Below are 17,423 nucleotides of genomic sequence, written 5' to 3' on the forward strand. Positions count from 1 at the left end.
GGTTGGCGCGGGGCGGCCTGCGCGGCTGGGCTTCCCGCCGCGATGGGTGGCAGCAGCAGGGCGCCCGCAGCGATGGCGCCGCAGCAGGCTCCCGCCAGGCGGGAGAGGCCTGCCACCGCCGCGGCCTGTTCCGCCCCCCGGGGGCGGCTCGCGGGTTGCTGGGGCGGCCGGCTCGCTCTGACGGAATCCATCCAGGCCGTGCATGCCAGCCGAAGCTAGCCCTGCCGCCCAACTGTGCTGCCTCAACCTTTCTGGAGGACAGGGATCCCTAAGATCAAAGACTCTGCTGTCAAGGCTCGGTTGCCGCACGTTCCCTCACGGGGGACGTTGGCCCACCGGTTGGCCGGCTGACCACCCCATTCCAGAAGCCCTGGGCTATGCCACGACTGACCCGCCCTGTTTGGCCCCACTGCGACAGCCCCGCTCCGGCGGCCGTGGCCGGTGAAAAGGACGCCTGCGGGGTGGGTTTCCTGGCCGCGTTGAACGGCCAGACGTCCCATTGGGTGCTGCAGCAGGCCCTGCGGGGACTGGGCTGCATGGAGCACCGCGGCGGCTGCGGCGGGGACGGTGACTCGGGCGATGGCGCTGGCGTGCTCTGCGGCATCCCCTGGACCTATCTGGAGGCCGTCTGGCCTGCGGCGGCGGCAGCCGCAGGCGAGCCCCGCGGACTGGGCATGGTGTTCCTGCCCGCCGACCCTGCGCGCCGCGACCAGGCCCGCGCCTTCTGTGAGGCGGAGGCGGCCAGCCTGGGACTCCGCTCCCTTGGCTGGCGAGCCGTGCCCGTGGATCCCGCCGTGCTGGGCCCGATGGCCCGCTCCACGGCGCCGCTGATCGAGCAGTGGCTGCTGGCCGCCGATGTGGATGGTGACGGGCTCGAGGGGCTGCTGTTCCGCCTGCGGCGCCGCTGCGGCGACCGGGCCCGCGAGGCCTGGGGCCCCGGTCCGCACGACCTCTACTTCGCCTCCCTCAGCAACCGCACGGTTGTGTACAAGGGCATGGTGCGCTCGGAGGTGCTGGCCGCCTTCTACGCCGACCTGCGCGATCCCCGTTTTGCGGTGAGTTTTGCGGTGTATCACCGCCGCTTCAGCACCAACACCCTGCCCCGCTGGCCCCTGGCCCAGCCGATGCGCCTGCTGGGTCACAACGGCGAGATCAACACCCTGCTCGGCAACATCAACTGGGCCAAGGCCTCCGAGGTGAACCTCGAGGCGGTGTGGGGCCATGCCGCGGCCGACCTGCGCCCGGTGGTGAACCCAGCCTTCAGCGACTCGGCCAATCTCGACGCCACCCTGGAGCTGCTGGTGCGCAGCGGCAGGCCGATCACCGAGAGCCTGCTCACCCTGGTGCCCGAGGCCTTCCGCGATCAGCCCGAGCTGGCCGACCGGCCTGACATCCAGGCGTTTTATGAGTATTCCGCCTGCACCCAGGAGCCCTGGGACGGCCCGGCCCTGCTGGTGTTCGCCGATGGCCGCAGCGTGGGCGCCACCCTCGACCGCAACGGCCTGCGCCCGGCCCGCTACTGCATCACCAGCGACGGCTTTGTGGTGATGGGCTCCGAGACCGGCGTGGTGGATGTGCAGGAGAGCAGCATCGTGGAGAAGGGCCGGCTCGGGCCCGGCCAGATGCTCGCCGTGGATCTGGAGAACGGGCGGCTGCTGCGCAACTGGGATGTGAAGCAGGAGGTGGCCGAGCGCCATCCCTACGCCGTGTGGCTGGCGGAGCATCGCCGCAGCCTGCTGGGCCAGCCCTGGCAGGAGCAGCGCCAGCTGAGTGACCTCGACCTGCTCCAGCAGCAGACCGCCTTCGGCTTCACCGCCGAAGACTTCGATCTGGTGATCGAGGACATGGCCAGTGCGGCCAAGGAGCCCACCTACTGCATGGGAGATGACATCCCCCTGGCGGTGCTCTCCAGCAAGCCGCACCTGCTCTACGACTACTTCAAGCAGCGCTTCGCCCAGGTCACCAACCCGCCGATCGACCCGCTGCGCGAAAAGCTGGTGATGAGCCTGGAGATGCACCTGGGCAAGCGCGGTTCACCGCTGCGGCCGGATCCCGCCTCGGCGGCGGTGCTGCATCTGGGCAGTCCGGTGCTGAATGAGGCCGAGCTCCAGGCCCTGGGCCAGCAGGGCCTGCCCACAAGCACCCTCAGCACCTTGCTGGCGATCGACGACGGTCCGGCCGGTTTCGAGAGTGCCATCCAGCATCTCTGCCGCGAAGCCGAGGCGGCCGTGCGCACCGGCAGCCAGATCCTGGTGCTCTCGGATCGCACCGACCGGGACGGACAGACCGCTGCCCCCACCGCCACCACCACCTACATCCCGCCCCTGCTGGCGGTGGGCGCGGTGCACCATCACCTGCTGCGCCAAGGGCTGCGGCTGCAGACCTCCCTGGTGGTGGAAACAGCCCAGTGCTGGAGCACCCACCACCTGGCCTGCCTGATCGGCTTTGGCGCCAGTGCGGTCTGTCCCTGGCTCACCTGGGAGACCTCCCGCCACTGGCTGGCCCACCCCAAGACCCAGAAGCTGATCGAGCGGGGCAAGCTGCCGGCCCTCACGCCATCCCAGGTGCAGGCCAACGTGCGCAAGGCCCTCGAAGACGGCCTGCGCAAGATTCTCTCCAAGATCGGCATCTCGCTGCTGGCCAGCTATCACGGCGCCCAGATCTTCGAGGCGATCGGCATCGGTGCCGATCTGATCGAGCTGGCCTTCACGGGCACCACCAGCCGGGTGGCTGGGCTGAGCCTGGCTGACCTGGCCAGCGAGACCCTCAGTTTCCACGCCAAGGCCTTCCCGGAGCTGAACCGCAGCAAGCTGGAGTTCATGGGCTTCGTGCAGTACCGCACCGGCGGCGAGTTCCACCTCAACAGCCCGGACATGGCCAAGGCCCTGCACGCCGCCGTGGCCGAGGGGCCCGGCTACGACCACTTCGCCACCTACAAGACCCTGCTTGAGAACCGGCCGGTCACCGCCCTGCGCGACCTGCTGGAGCTCAGGCCCGCCCCGGCCCCCCTGCCCCTGGATCAGGTGGAGAGCGTGGAGAGCATCTGCAGCCGCTTCTGCACCGGTGGCATGAGCCTGGGCGCCCTGTCCCGCGAGGCCCACGAGGTGCTGGCGGTGGCGATGAACCGCATCGGCGGCAAGAGCAACAGCGGTGAGGGAGGCGAGGATCCGGCCCGCTACCACCCGCTCCCGGATGTGGATGGTGAGGGCCGCTCGGCCACCCTGCCCGGAATCCGCGGGCTCCGTCCTGGCGACAGCGCCTGCTCCGCCATCAAACAGATCGCCTCAGGCCGCTTCGGGGTCACACCGGAATACCTGCGCAGCGGCCAGCAGATCGAGATCAAGGTGGCCCAGGGTGCCAAGCCCGGCGAAGGCGGCCAGCTGCCCGGCCCCAAGGTGGATCCCTACATCGCCTGGCTGCGCAACAGCAAGGCCGGAGTGGCCCTGATCTCGCCGCCACCGCACCATGACATCTATTCGATTGAAGATCTGGCCCAGCTGATCCACGACCTGCACCAGATTCATCCCGCGGCGAAGGTGAGCGTGAAGCTGGTGGCCGAGATCGGCATCGGCACGATCGCCGCCGGGGTGGCCAAGGCCAATGCCGATGTGATCCAGATCTCCGGCCACGACGGCGGCACCGGCGCCTCGCCGCTGAGCTCGATCAAACACGCCGGCACTCCCTGGGAGCTGGGCCTGAGCGAGGTGCATCGCTCCCTGCTGGGGAACGGGCTGCGCGATCGCGTGCTGCTGCGAGCCGATGGCGGCCTCAAGACCGGCTGGGACGTGCTGATCGCGGCCCTGCTGGGGGCTGAAGAGTTTGGCTTCGGCTCGGTGGCGATGATCGCCGAGGGCTGCATCATGGCCCGCGTCTGCCACACCAACAACTGCCCGGTGGGGGTGGCCACCCAGAAGGAAGCCCTGCGCCAGCGCTTCACCGGCCTGCCGGAGCACGTGGTGAACTTCTTCCTGTTCGTGGCCGAGGAGGTGCGCCAGCTGCTGAGCGTGCTCGGCGTGGCCCGCCTCGAAGACCTGATCGGCCGCACCGAACTGCTGCAGGCCCGCGAGGTGCCGCTCACCAAGACGAGCTGCCTGGATCTCTCCTGCCTGATCGACCCGCTGGCCGAGGCGGCGGAGCGCTCCTGGCTGCGCCATGACGCCCAGGCCCACGGCAATGGCCCGATCCTGGAGGACACACTGCTGCAGGATCCCGAGCTGATGGCCGCCATCGAAAGCCATGGCGCCCTCAACCGCAGCCTGGCGATCGTCAACACCGACCGCAGCGTGGGCGCCCGCCTCGCCGGCGAAATCGCGGTCCGCCATGGCAACCGCGGCTTTCAGGGCCAGCTCAACCTCAGCTTCACCGGAGCCGCCGGCCAGAGCTTCGGGGCCTTCCTGCTGCAGGGCATGAACCTGCGCCTGGTGGGCGACGCCAACGACTACGTGGGCAAGGGCATCAACGGGGGCCGGATCACCGTGCTGCCTCCCTCAGGCGGCCGTGATCCCGGCAGCCAGGTGATCCTCGGCAACACCTGCCTGTATGGCGCCACCGGCGGCGAGCTGTTTGCCCTGGGCCGCGCCGGCGAGCGCTTCGGCGTGCGCAACAGCGGCGCCAAGGCCGTGGTGGAGGGCACCGGCGACCACTGCTGTGAATACATGACCGGTGGCGTGGTGGTTGTGCTCGGCCCCACGGGCCGCAATGTGGCGGCGGGCATGACCGGTGGTGTGGCCTTCCTGCTGGATGAAGCGGGTGGGCTGGCCGATCGCCTCAATCCGGAGACGGTGGCGCTGTGTGATCTCACCACGCCGGAGCAGGAGGGGCTGCTGAGGCCTTTGCTCGAGACGCACCTAGAAACCACAGGTAGTAGCCAGGCGGCCAGAATTCTGGCGGACTGGAGCAGCTGGAAGGGGCGGTTCAAGGTGCTGGTGCCCCCCAGCGAGAAAGAGGTGTTGGGCATGGTGGAGCGGGAGGCTGTTGCTGCTGGATGAAGAGCCGCCGCTCGATCTTGCTCTTAAACCTCTGGGTGAAGGGTGGTTTGGTTGCGCTGGGCAACAGCCACCTGATGCACTCCACTCCTTCCTGGATATCCCATTGCCCCAAGGGAAGGAAAGTCCGTTTCCCTTCATCCATAAGGGTTGGGCTTTAGTCCCAAGCGACAGTGAACGTTCCCTTGTGCTGCTCACCACTACCAGTTCCATTCCAGAAGCCCTGCACGTTCCATTGGCCTCCTTGTTTGAGCCTATGCCTCTGCCTAATGCCCTCTCGGTGCTGCTCAGCACCGAGAACACAATGGCGGCTGGGACGTTCGTTCTAGATCATTGATCCCCCCTCCTTTTATCCTGCAAGGTACCCCCCTACTTCTGTTGTTAAAAAGCGGATCGAAAATTCCCGCCCCAAACAAGCGATAAGGAGTAAGCCCTGCCAAGATCATTGTAGTTGGTAACGTTCTCGGCTGATATGTTGATCCCGATTGGAAGCCCTCTTACTGGGCTTACAGATAGAGTGGTATTCACCCCTCTACCGGCCCAGCCTGCTGATACACCGACATTATCACTGAGCTCCAGCCCCAATGAACCGAAGAGGCCTTCCTGAATGACTTCTGGGGATCTCACTTCCTGGAACTTTCCCCCACCATAGCCAAAGTTAAATTGAACGGTTCTCTGTTCTGAAAAGATCTCAACAGGGGTCGCCACTGACGTGACCAGGAAGGGAGTGATGCCATCATCGAGTCCTTTGCCATGGCCGATGAGGCCAAGTGCACCTCCCGCGAGAGAAATCCGGAGGTTTTCATTAGATACGAGATCGCGTGCCACTTTCACATCAATTGTCCCACCTATATTCTCATCTCGAATGCCTAGGAAATTATAGCCGATCTGCAGGCCAATCAAGTCTTTGCTAGAGCCAAGGCCAATGCCAAGGCCCACCCCCCCATCGACAGTCATACTATTCGAGTTCTCACACGTAAATGCCCCAGTCTCAGAGTTGGTGGTGCGGCATTGTGGACCATCATCGTAGGCGTAGATGACACTGTAAACATAGAAATCGTTCTGATTGGCGATGAATGCAGTCTCTATTCCCGATGGGGTGATACTTGGTTGGGGATAGGGCTGCTCCGAGGCCAAGGAAGTGCCCGTACCTAATAACGAGAAGAAAAGGAGACGAAGAGTCGAGGCGAAATACAAGATGTTTTTCACGATCGCATCTAATGGACTGTTGAGTGGTGTTCGGTTTTCAAGGATGTTACTAGCTTCTTTAGCTGCCATGCTTCAGCATCACTCAAGCACTCAAGGCCCAGTCTGGGAGGCCAAAATCCAGAGTGATCACTGGAGGCTGCTGCTGGTTGAAGTACACCCAACCCACCACCTCGGGATAGTACTTGAGATCAGAGAAAGCTTGCTTGAGCCACTGAATCCTATCCACTGAATTGTCATTGACTCCCACCTCTGCGAGGATAATTGGCTTGCTATACTTGCGAACCCAGAATCTTGATTTTAGCAATGTATCCATGGAAAGATTAGATGTCTTGCTAGCAAGTCCCCCATTCCACTCTGGAGTCGCGTAAATCGACAGACCAACGTAATCAACAACGTCCTCACCAGGCCAATAGCTAGATGCATGGGCAAAGCCAACTGGTGACCACATCCAACGAAGATTATCTAATCTTTCGCGCCTAGATAAGGAAACGATGTGGCGAAAGGCAGAGATATACAGATTTGGATCATCAGTGTACCAAGGATATTGCTTGGTGGATTCCATTTCGTGCATCGGTCTGATGATCACCGTTGACTTCGAGGAATCGGAAGCCGCCTTGAGAGAATTAAGAATGAAGTCATCATAGGTGCCGTTCGAGATGGCACGCAAAAGGGCCTTGTTTGCCTTCGTCTCTCTCTCTAGGTAGGTAGTCTTTGGCTCTAGGTCCATAATGGCCCAAGGCCAGAGCTCCAAGGTTAGCACTGGAACTGAATTGCCGATCTCAGCTTGCGTTACGAACGCAACTATATCCTCCTTATATCCCTCTCCCCAGGGAATGAATGAAAGCACAATATCAGCTGGAACGTTCTGTCGAACAAGGGAACCAGTGTGGTCGTGGTAGCCAAAACATGGTGATGGTTGGCACGTTCTAAAACTGTTGACGTGATGGGGCTTGCTCAGGGATGCATGGAATTCTGTAGTATGAACTCGTAGTGTCTTCTGCAGATCAGCTGTCAAACCAGTAGCATCGTGGTCAAAAATGACACTGAGTGACTGCGGTAGCCTAGTTATTACTCCTATGATGATCATCCCTCCGCTAAGGACAAGGCAAAGAGATGACTTTAAAATCTTGCTCATTTTTATTGTCGCGCCTTCGATATAATGAAGATAGACGATCAGCGAGGCGGCAAGCCACATCAGAAAGGCGGATATCAGGGCAAGAAAGTAGTATCCTGCTGACTGACTGCGATTTGCCAGTAATATTACAGCACTGGCACTTGATACGGACACGATCAAATACGGTGTCAGCATTCGCGTGAGCAGCGGGGGGGATTGATCCTTCCCCTTGGGAGTCACCCGGAACTCAAGTTCTTTGCCGCTGACACAGCTGAAGATTCCGTTGATGATTCCGGCAAATACCCACGGAAAACGACAAATGGTGAAGAGTGTGTATTCCCATGAGATCAGCCGAGCATTTGCGGGCCTGAGAAGGCCATATCTCTTGAGCAATACGATCGGCAAGAAATTGAGGAGTGAAACCCCAACGCTATAGATTAAGAAGTCTAGATAGGTCATCCTCAGTAGAGGGTCGTCTAGCATCAGGCATGCAATGGGAATTGCATAGCCAATAATCGCAACAGTAGAAAATATTGTGTACCATACTTGCGAAAATAGGAATTGAAACTTGGCTCGGGCTGAAAGTTTAGTGAAGTGCTTTGGCGTGTATCGAAGCAGGATGACCATCAGGCTCCTGGACCACTGAAACTCCTGCGTCATACAGTCTGGAAATGTATCTGGCCCATCCCCATGGGCAATGGCATAGGGCTGGAAGACCCCTTTCCAGCCGTGGGCATTCATCATCAATGTCGTGGAGTGGTCCTCTGCAAGCTCAGGTCCGAGTCCGCCAATCTCCTTGACTGCTTTGGTGCGTACGCAGTAATGACTGCCGATGCAAAGTGGCGCCCAGTTCTCGTTGTATCCGCATTGGAGCGGCCCATGCAACGTGGCCTCCGCGTAGAGCCTTCCCCGTGCCGACCAGCTTTGCCCCGCATTGGCATCGCAAATACTGGGTGCAGCAACGTAGCCAACCGCAGGGTCTACAAAAGGTTTAACAATCTCCCTCAGGTAACTCGTATTGGGAACATGATCAGCATCTAGCTGGGCTACAAAGTCATACTTTTCGTAGCCGTAGTGATCATAGAAGTAAGCAAGATTTCCCTCTTTGCAGCGGGTCCGCTTGGGCCAAGATGGTTGGTGATACTCTGTGATCCCGTAACGAGATGAGACGAACACCTGATTGGCCTCGCACCAGTCAAGAATCTCCTTCGTGGGCCGTTCGTCTGCAAGCCACGTGTCGTGTCTGATGTCCTGATTGATCATCGCAAGCAGTGTCTTCTGCACCACCTCCCATGGCTCTGAAGGCGCTCGCGTGACCACGATTGCCAACCTCCAATCGTTGTTTGGTTGAATGGCAGGAGAAACAACTTTGATACGCATGATGAAGGCGTAAAAGTATCCCGGGAGTAGCAGCTCAAAGAAGAGAACCGCCGTTCCTACTACGCTGCCTAGAAGGGAGACATAATGTTCAGGGCGAAACCACCACGCTGAAAACAACAGAACACCCATAACCCATGGCACCACGCTTAGCCTGAGCAACAGTGTCTGCCGCCGCGTGAAGGGATTGGCCCAATAGCGATCAGGCATGGATAGGCTCTTGGCTGGCGTGGTGATCGACATATCGAAGAGGCGGATACAGCCGGATGTGCAATGGGTGGTCAAACACGATCAAGCAGACCGAATAAGCCAGTGCTGTCATCGCGCCCTAAGTCAGCCGTTGTCCAGCAGTGGGAACCTGTCATTGGTTGACGTGGTCGCACTCCCCCCGTTGATGCCAGTGCCAGGCATGGCTGAGAATTGTTTCCAGATCTGGGTAAATCGGTTTCCAGCCGAGCTCTGACTGAGCTTTACCGGCGCTAGCCACGAGCGCCGGTGGATCCCCAACTCGCCGTTGGGCGACATCCGCTACCAGGCTGCGTCCAGTCACTCCGCGGGCTGCATCGAGCACTTGCTGCACGGAATAGCCGGTGCCGTTGCCTAGGTTGTAGATGTGCTGTCCGCCCTCCGTCAGAAGATGTCTGAGGCCCAACACATGGGCTTGGGCTAGGTCGCTGACATGGATGTAGTCGCGGATGCAGGTACCATCCGGGGTGGGGTAATCGTCGCCATAGACCTGTACTCTCGAGCCGCGGCTGGCCATTGCCTCAAGCACAAGCGGGATCAGGTGTGTTTCCGGGGTGTGGTCTTCGCCCAGGTCCCCGGCGGGATCGGCCCCAGCGGCGTTGAAATAGCGGAACACGACACTCGGTAGTCCGTAGGCAGTCCCGAAGTCAGTGATGAGTTGCTCCACCATCCACTTGCTGCGGCCGTAGGGATTGATGGGCCGCTGCGACGTAACTTCTGTGATTGGCACCGTGTCAGGGATGCCGTAGGTGGCACAGGTGGACGAAAACACGATCGGAATCGCCGAACCGGTGCCTGCGCGCACTGGCTCCACCAGAGCTTCCAGCAGGGCCAGGGAATCCCCCAGGTTGTTGCGGTAGTACTTGGCAGGATCCTGCACCGACTCCCCCACATAGGCATAGGCGGCAAAATGGAGCACGGCCTGCACCCCCTCGCCGGCGCAGACCGGATGATCGCCGCTGAGCAGCTGATTGATCAGCTCTCTGTCGCCGAGTTGACCTACCACCAGAGGCACCCGCAGCACTTGGTCCACGATGTGCCGATGGCCATACACGAGGTTGTCGAGCACGATCGGGCTGTAGCCGGCCCGCTGGAGGGCCCTGACGGTATGACTGCCGATGTAGCCTGCTCCACCCGTGACGAGCAGCTTCATGACTGAGCTCTCAGCCTTTCGCGGAAGTAGGCGATGGTGGGCTCCAGGCCTTCCTCCAGACTCACCGTGGGCTCCCAGCCCAACTCCTTCTGTGCCAGATTGATCATGGGCTGACGTTGTAGTGGGTCGTCCTGGGGCAGGGGCACTGTGGTGAGTTCCAGGTTGGGATTGATCCGTTCCCGCACCAGTTCGGCCAGCTGGCGAATCGTGAACTCACCGGGGTTGCCGATGTTGATCGGACCGCAGTGATCTCCGTTCATCAAGCGGATCATGCCCTCGATGAGATCGTCCACGTAGCAGAAGCTGCGCGTCTGGCTGCCGCCGCCATAGAGCGTCAGCGGCTCACCGCGCAGGGCCTGCACGATGAAGTTGCTCACCACCCTCCCGTCATCGGGCAGCATGCGTGGACCGTAGGTGTTGAAGATTCGCATGACCCGGATCTCGGTGCCGTGCATGCGCTGGTAATCGAAGCAGAGGGTCTCGGCGATCCGTTTGCCCTCGTCGTAGCAGCTGCGGATGCCGATCGTGTTCACAGAGCCGCGGTAACTCTCGGGCTGGGGGTGCACCTCTGGATCCCCATACACCTCACTGGTACTGGCCAGTAGCAGTCGCGCGCCAACCCGTCGCGCCAGGCCCAGCATGTTGTGGGTGCCCAGGAAACTGGTCTTGGCCGTTTTGATCGGGTTGAACTGGTAGTGCACCGGTGAAGCAGGACAGGCGAGGTGCCAGATCCGGTCCACTTCCAGCCGGATCGGTTCGGTGACGTCGTGTCGGATCAGCTCGAAGCGAGGATGGCCGATCCATTGGCGCAGGTTCTCCTTGCGCCCGGTGAAGTAGTTGTCGAGGCAGATCACCTCCTCACCCGCCTCCATCAGCCTGTCTGCCAGGTGAGAGCCAAGGAAGCCGGCCCCGCCGGTGATCAGGTTGCGGATCAGTGCAGCAGGCATCGCTCAGCCCTCCCCCACGCGCCACACGTTCATTCCCGCCGCTCTGGCTGCCGATCCGTCGGCGACAGCCCGAGCGTCGAATAGCCACGACGGACGGCGCATGGCCGCCGCAATCTCATTCCAGTCGAGCTGGTGGTAGTGCTCCCATTCGGTGAGGATTAGCACCGCGTCGGCCCCGCGGGCAGCTTCAAGTGGGCTCAGGGCTGAGAACCAGCCCCCGTCTCCGTAGAGCAATCGGTAGCTGGAGGCCGCCGCAGGGTCGCTGTCCAGCGGTGCACAGCCCAGGTCGCGGGTGATCTGGCTCTGCTCCACCTTGGGATCCACGATGGCCAGCTGCGCCCCCTCCTCAATCAAGTCGCGGCACATGCGTATCGCCGGCGCCTCGCGCGTGTCGTTGGTGTCGGCCTTGAAGGCGAAGCCGAGCACACCCAGCCGCTTGCCGCTCACTGTGCCGAACAACTTGTTGACCACCAGCTGGGCGATACGGTGCTGCTGCCAGGTGTTCAGCCCCACCACCAATTCCCAGTAGCGGGCCACCTCCTCCAGACCGTAGTGACGGCAGAGGTACACCAGGTTGAGGATGTCCTTCTGGAAGCAGCTGCCACCAAAGCCCGGCCCAGCCTGAAGGAACTTTGGGCCGATGCGGGAGTCGGTGCCGATGGCCCGGGCCACCTCGCGCACATCTGCCCCGGTGGCCTCGCACAGGGCGGCGATGCCGTTGATTGAGCTCACCCGTTGGGCCAGGAAGGCGTTGGCGGTGAGCTTGCTCAATTCGCTGCTCCAAATGTTGGTGCGCAGAATCCGCTCTTCAGGCACCCAGGCTCGGTAAAGCTGCGCCAGGGCTTCGATTGCCGCGGGGTCCTCACCGCCGATCAGAACCCGGTCTGGCTGCTCAAGGTCGCGGATGGCGGTGCCTTCCGCCAGAAACTCTGGGTTGGAGAGTACCGAAAACGTCTTACTACCGCCGCCGCTCCCCTCTGCGGCCTGCAGGATCGTCTTCACCGCCTCTGCAGTGCGCACCGGCAAGGTGCTCTTTTCCACGACGATCGTGTGGCCCCTGGCCGCCGCGGCCACCTGCCTGGCTGAAGCTTCGACCCAGCGCAGATCACTTGCCTGCCCTGCGCCCACGCCACGCTGCTTGGTAGGTGTGTTGACCGAAAGGAACACCATGTCGGCGGCGGCGATGGCTTCATCCACCTCGGTGGTGAAGTGCAGATTCCGGTCCCTCGACCGCTTCACCACAACGTCAAGCCCTGGTTCGTAGACAGGTAGACGGCTTAGGTCGTTATGATTCCAGGCGGATATCCGCTCTTCGTTGAGGTCAACCACTGTCACCTGGATGTGGGGACACTGGTCCGCAATCACTGCCATTGTGGGGCCTCCTACATAGCCGGCTCCAATACAGCAGACAGATTCAACATTAAGCTCCGTCAGCACCCTGTTAATTCTATTGAAGCTAAACAATCTCACACAAATCGCCCCAATTCAAGTCCTTGTCTTGTTTTGGCGATAACTTGACTGAGAATGGTTCCCATTCATGTGGTATAGTTTTTGGATCTGCCTTCGCGACTGCTTGGACTAATCCTTGGAGCTTCATTTCCCAGGCCGCGCACTCGCCACTCTCCTCAGCCGGGGCGCCCATCAGCTTCTCCAGGAAGCGCTGGGCTTCCCCCGTTGTCCAGGACAAGTCGATAAGGGTCACGCCATGACCATCACACTGTTCACCGATGACCAATCCCACCAGAACCAGGCGCCGGTTTACGGCGTAGTAGAAGGCTGAGGCCGTGGAGATCTGCCTACAGGAGGGCCTCTCCTGCAACACCGTCGCCGAGGGGTTGGGTGTCCCCTCCAGCAGCCTGGACCGCTGGGTGCGGCAAGCCCGCATTGATCAGGGCCAGGCCGGTACCCGCGACCAGGGCCTGCTCACCAGCGATGAGCGAGCTGAGCTCAACCGGCTCCGCAAGGAGGTTGACATCAACACGTCGCGATCATGAAGCAGAGTCTTCTCCTGCCAATTCCTCTTCTCCGATCGGTCGGGAGTATAGCTTTCTCCAAAGTCCTTGGGCGCCCGCATGGTTCTGTCGTTGGCGTAGTAGAAACAATAGCTGATCTGTTGCCCCTAAAAGGTCTCCACTAGCCGCTAGTGCCTTGGACAAGGGAAAACGCCAGGCAAGGTGGTTTGAGTTCAACTTAATCGCTTCCCTAAGGTAGGCTACTCCATATCCTTCTTTGCCAGTTTTCAATGCTGCCAAACCTAGCAGGTAACAGTTTAAAGCTGTTGGCTTGCCTTCATAATAGGCATTAATAAGCTTCCCAAATGCGTCCTCATTTTGTTCATCAAGTAAGTCAAGCCATCCGCTGAAGAAGTCTCTGATGGGGTTTGGAAGATTACCATGTACGATCACAATGTCAATTAAGGCTCGATGCTCATCAATGGCTGTGGAGCAGACCTTGCGAGCTGCATTAACTACATCTCGAAGCGGTTGGGCTTGAGACAATGATGCCTCCGACCTTAGCACCGCCGCTGCTCCTTCGACGATTTCAAGCTGCTGATCAATCTCGATGCAGAAACTTGCCAGCTCTGATGACTGAGAAAATCTGCGAACTCCCTCCAGGATAAGAGCTTTCGCCGTATACAGCCTGCTCGAGTTTCTATGAAGTTTGGCGAGAAGCAAGTAATCTCTCGGATACGCCGTTCGATGTTGAACTAATTCATTCCGAGAGACAAGAATAGCCTGCTGATCATCGCGGAACTCATTAGTCTCTACGCACAACCGCATCAGGTAAGCTTCTTGGCCCAGAAGGCTCATTGCCTCGTTTACACATCTCAAGGCTTGCTCAAACTCGCCTCTGGCTGCATGGAGTTGGCTTAAAAGATAGAGGCTATGCCCATGTGTGAATGCAGTCCGATGTTGCTCTATCGCTACTTCGGCTTGTCGAAGACTTCCCTTGGAAATTAACCATTTGATGTCGCAAAGCTTTTCCTTGGCAAGAGTATTAGGGTCTTCTAGGCGCTGAATGATTCTAGTCTCAAGAAGACTGTGGTTGTTTTTGTGCGAATCAACTGCTTTGGCGACTCTATTCTCAACCTCCCGAGATGTGTAGTGGTCCAGTGGGGCTGACTGCCTTGTGCTAAGCTGAAAGTATACTCCAGGCGAAATACTGGCTATTTCGGCGGCACGCTTTAGTAGGCGCTCTGAAGCCTCAATGCGCCCTTTGCGCTGTTGAACTGTGTGCAATCCGAGTAATGGCAAATAACCCAGGCCCCATCGCTTTAGAGACCTACACCAGATGCTATTGGCCTCGCTATACTTCATCTCCTTGACATACTGATAACCAATAATGTTTGCAATCGTTGCAGGACCATTGTCATAAGTGAAAACTGCCGGCTGCAAGCAGTTCTTTGAAAACCGAAGAGACCGTCCTCCTTTTGGCTGCTCAAGTAGTTCCAGAAGCAGTGCTTCGCAAGCTTCAAACCCACGTATTTTTAAGCAAAGGCATGCTTGTGCGAGCCTGAGCATTGGATCTGACTCCAATGTGCAAGCTTGGGAGATAGCACAGAGTGCTGCTTCCCAAAAGCTGTAATGGGATTCAAGAAGCTTTGATGAGCGATAAAGCCAAACGACATCATCTAAGTGATTGGACATCTGTCCCTCTAGCTGCTGCAGAACATCCCAGCGCTCATTCTCTCGATGTTGCAACTCAAGAAGCTTGGCGTAACTCTCATAGACCTCAAATAGCTTCGGATCCAGCTCTATTGCTTTCTGAAGCAGGTTTTCAGCATCGTGGAACTCAAGCCTTGCAAGGTGATTGATGGCTAGTTGGCAATGATGAGCTGCATCCATCGTCAAAACTGAGTTCAATTCATCATGCAGCGATTCGATGGAAGATGAACCAGCCGCGGCTGCTGTTAATACCTCTAGCTTTAGCCGCAGAAAGTTTGGATGAGCCGGTTCAATCTCTAGGGCTTGGTTGATGCATGTTTCGGCCTCACTTAGGTGGCCAAGAGCTAGTTCTTTGCCTGCCTCTATCCTCCACATGTTGGACTTCATTTGGTTGGGTCTTGTATCGATGCTCTTGTGTTGCCGCAAGCGTATTCTCAACCTCCCAAAAGCCGCTTCTAGTTCAGTATCCTTGTAGCCTAGGGGTACGCTGCCCATGCTATCTGTGCGGATATCTTTGGCAAGCATCTTGTCTGCTGACCAGTTAGTGGTGATACCCATGAAGTGTCGTAACCATACCATCCCACTTCGAACATCTGGGGACATCACCGAAATGACGTGAGTCATCCACTGTGCTGTCTTTGGACATCGCGATGGCACAACTGACCATTTTGATTCAGTTGTGGGCTTTGTGTTCTCATCGAGAACCAAGTACTGATGATGCCTCGGCCTTGTCTCAGCTTTTTCTTGCCTAAACGGCGTCACCCAGTTGCCCGCAAAACGAAGATATCCTGTGTCAGACTGTTCAGTAAGCTGAAAGACTGACTTCATGTCTTTGCAGAGAAGAAGCTCATCAATATCTGCATTGACGGCGCTGCTGCAATTCTGTAGCAGCCGCCATCGAGCATGTTCGAAAATCGTGCACTGGCAGTAACACGAATCAAAGATCCCTTGGCCTACTCCCTCTCGAATGTCAAAGACCCCATATGGAAATGGCCAACGAATCACAGCAACCTGCACGCCCTTTGGAAGTGCTATGCGAAGTGCGGAATCGATCGCATCTGTCTCATACAGTGTCGTCTGATGGTCGTAGACAAGAATCCCATCAGCGCCATGCTCGTGAACATAGAACTCTGCCCAGTCGGTGATCCATCTAAGATCATTGTCTTGGGTCATGGCGAAAGCGACTCTGCGATTTGCAAAGAAGCTACAAAGACTTGGTTGGATGGCCAAGTCAGCGGAGAGCCCCCTGCCCTCCACTCTTATCCCTTGCGGTTTGTCAATATCATTGATTTCAATCAGATCTGTATAGCTTCCTTGATGATAAGTGTAACTGCATCTACGGCCTGATGGAATTTCGGTGAAGCGCAAGGCTAGATCAGATGCCAGGTTTAGAAGCTTTGGGCATACGATATAAGCCTTCTGGAAGTCATCACTCCAGAAGATATCACAAAACAGAGTTCGAAAGTCAAACTTGTCTTCGTAGTCTGGCTTTCTGAGTGACGGCCTTCTGGGAGGAATCCTTATTGGCTCTAGCTTGTGGTTGAGAACCAGAGAAGAAAGGTGAATGTGACTTGTCATGGCTGAAATGCGGCCGTTTATCCCAACGCTCTCCTTGGACAGCTTGGAGTTCCCCCGATTTTGTGGACACCGATCATGGGGTTACACTGGTCAGTATACGGGTAGAGATGAACTGCTGCTCGTAGTCGATCGAGACATGGTAACCGATATTTGAATGGCTGCGCTCGCGTTTGTAGTAGACCTCGATCCAGAATGCCGAGTCGTGCTGCAGCTGCTGGGGTGAGATCAGGACTTCCCGCTTACCATCCAGGTCGAGCTCTAATTCCATGGTGGAGAAAAAACTCTCCACCACGGCATTGTCCCAACGTTCGCGTCCCCTGCAGTGGTGGAAATTCCCTGAGGCCTGAGCCCCGGCGTAGCCGGGGCTGAGCTCCCACTCCTGGAACGCCAGTCGTTGCAAGGGGTGGGCAGGCCCGCTTCCCTGGTTTGAGAACCACCTCAACCAGACGAACCATGCCCAAGGCAGATTCCGGCGCTTCCACCCTGGCGTCGCTACTCGATGGCAGCACGGCCGGTGAGCTGATCCCCGAGCTGGCCCGCCATGGCCTGCAGCAGCTGATCGAGCTGGAGGTTGCCGCCGTGCTCGGTGCCGATCGCCATGAGCGCACCGAGGAACGCTGCGGCTATCGCAATGGCAACCGGCCTCGCCTGCTCACCACCTAGGTGGGCGACATCCCCCTGGCGATCCCCAAACTCCGCTCGGGGAGCTTCTTGCCGACGATTCTCGAGCCCAGGCGGCGGATCGATCAGGCGCTCTACGCGGTGATCATGGAGGCCTGGGTCAAAGGCATTTCCACCCGCAAGGTGGACGCCCTGGTTGCCGCCATCGGTTCGCAGGCCGGCATCTCCCGCTCGGAGGTGAGCCGCATCTGCCAGGGCCTCTGACGTGGACCCCGTAAATCGGTCCAGGGTGAATGAGAGTCCTCAGCCGGCCAGACTGGGCCGGGGACTTCACCATGAAACGCACCAGGCACACCGCGGAGCAGATCATCCGCAAGCTGAAAACCGCGGAGCAGCTGATTGCTCAGGGCAAGACCGTCGTCGAGGTCTGCCGTGTCATCGAGGTGACGCAGCCGACGTACCACCGCTGCCGGCAGCAGTACGGCGGGATGCAGGCCGAGGAGGCCCGCCGACTGACCCAACTGGAGA

11 protein-coding genes and 1 pseudogene are annotated in these 17,423 nt (G+C 58.9%); 5 read left to right on the top strand and 7 right to left on the bottom strand.

The genetic code is table 11. From position 1 onward, the window contains the following. The first annotated feature begins 377 nt into the window (after positions 1 to 377). Both gltB and IQ216_RS03855 read left to right on the top strand, forming a co-directional pair. Positions 378 to 4,988, top strand: a complete 4,611-nt coding sequence (gltB, locus tag IQ216_RS03850; protein ID WP_193814401.1) for a glutamate synthase large subunit — start codon at positions 378 to 380, stop codon at positions 4,986 to 4,988. Next, on the top strand, positions 4,975 to 5,322 hold the full coding sequence (locus tag IQ216_RS03855) for a hypothetical protein (protein ID WP_193814402.1): 348 nt from the start codon (positions 4,975 to 4,977) through the stop codon (positions 5,320 to 5,322). The genes gltB and IQ216_RS03855 overlap by 14 nt, the downstream gene beginning before the upstream one ends. A gap of 44 nt (positions 5,323 to 5,366) precedes the next feature. On the opposite strand, the gene IQ216_RS03860 is transcribed toward IQ216_RS03855, so the two are convergent. The 5 genes from IQ216_RS03860 to IQ216_RS03880 all read right to left on the bottom strand — a co-directional run bounded on the left by IQ216_RS03860 (position 5,367) and on the right by IQ216_RS03880 (position 12,402). Continuing rightward, on the bottom strand, positions 5,367 to 6,263 hold the full coding sequence (locus IQ216_RS03860) for a hypothetical protein (protein WP_193814403.1): 897 nt from the start codon (positions 6,261 to 6,263) through the stop codon (positions 5,367 to 5,369). A 13-nt stretch (positions 6,264 to 6,276) separates the two neighbouring features. Next, positions 6,277 to 8,928, bottom strand: a complete 2,652-nt coding sequence (locus IQ216_RS03865) for a glycosyltransferase family 2 protein (RefSeq protein ID WP_228007107.1) — start codon at positions 8,926 to 8,928, stop codon at positions 6,277 to 6,279. A 118-nt stretch (positions 8,929 to 9,046) separates the two neighbouring features. Then, a complete protein-coding gene (gene galE / locus IQ216_RS03870) occupies positions 9,047 to 10,084 on the bottom strand; it encodes a UDP-glucose 4-epimerase GalE (RefSeq protein ID WP_193814405.1) in 1,038 nt (345 codons plus the stop codon). After that, positions 10,081 to 11,031: a UDP-glucuronic acid decarboxylase family protein gene (locus IQ216_RS03875; RefSeq protein ID WP_193814406.1), complete on the bottom strand. Its 951-nt coding sequence runs from the start codon at positions 11,029 to 11,031 to the stop codon at positions 10,081 to 10,083. Before IQ216_RS03875 ends, galE begins: the two co-directional genes overlap by 4 nt. A gap of 3 nt (positions 11,032 to 11,034) precedes the next feature. Continuing rightward, positions 11,035 to 12,402, bottom strand: a complete 1,368-nt coding sequence (locus IQ216_RS03880) for a nucleotide sugar dehydrogenase (protein ID WP_370566595.1) — start codon at positions 12,400 to 12,402, stop codon at positions 11,035 to 11,037. Between the two features lie 413 nt (positions 12,403 to 12,815). Here IQ216_RS03880 and IQ216_RS03885 point away from each other — a divergent pair, with 413 nt between their 5' ends. Next, a complete protein-coding gene (locus tag IQ216_RS03885) occupies positions 12,816 to 13,025 on the top strand; it encodes a transposase (RefSeq protein WP_193814407.1) in 210 nt (69 codons plus the stop codon). On the opposite strand, the gene IQ216_RS03890 is transcribed toward IQ216_RS03885, so the two are convergent. Together IQ216_RS03890 and IQ216_RS03895 are read right to left on the bottom strand one after the other, a co-directional pair. Then, positions 13,020 to 16,064, bottom strand: a complete 3,045-nt coding sequence (locus IQ216_RS03890) for a tetratricopeptide repeat protein (RefSeq protein WP_193814408.1) — start codon at positions 16,062 to 16,064, stop codon at positions 13,020 to 13,022. The genes IQ216_RS03885 and IQ216_RS03890 overlap by 6 nt on opposite strands. Positions 16,065 to 16,347: 283 nt before the next feature. Continuing rightward, positions 16,348 to 16,674 carry a hypothetical protein gene (locus IQ216_RS03895; protein ID WP_193814409.1) on the bottom strand — a complete coding sequence of 109 codons (327 nt, stop codon included), beginning with the start codon at positions 16,672 to 16,674 and terminating at the stop codon, positions 16,348 to 16,350. A 53-nt stretch (positions 16,675 to 16,727) separates the two neighbouring features. On the opposite strand from IQ216_RS03895, the pseudogene IQ216_RS03900 reads away from it, so the two are divergent. Next, positions 16,728 to 17,156: pseudogene (locus IQ216_RS03900) on the top strand (transposase); the annotation flags it as partial. 74 nt (positions 17,157 to 17,230) lie between these two features. Continuing rightward, the coding region (locus IQ216_RS03905) for a transposase (RefSeq protein WP_193814410.1) at positions 17,231 to 17,423 on the top strand (193 nt) is incomplete at its 3' end.

Origin of the sequence: Cyanobium sp. LEGE 06143 (genome assembly GCF_015207535.1) — a bacterium.
Lineage (GTDB): Bacteria > Cyanobacteriota > Cyanobacteriia > PCC-6307 > Cyanobiaceae > NIES-981.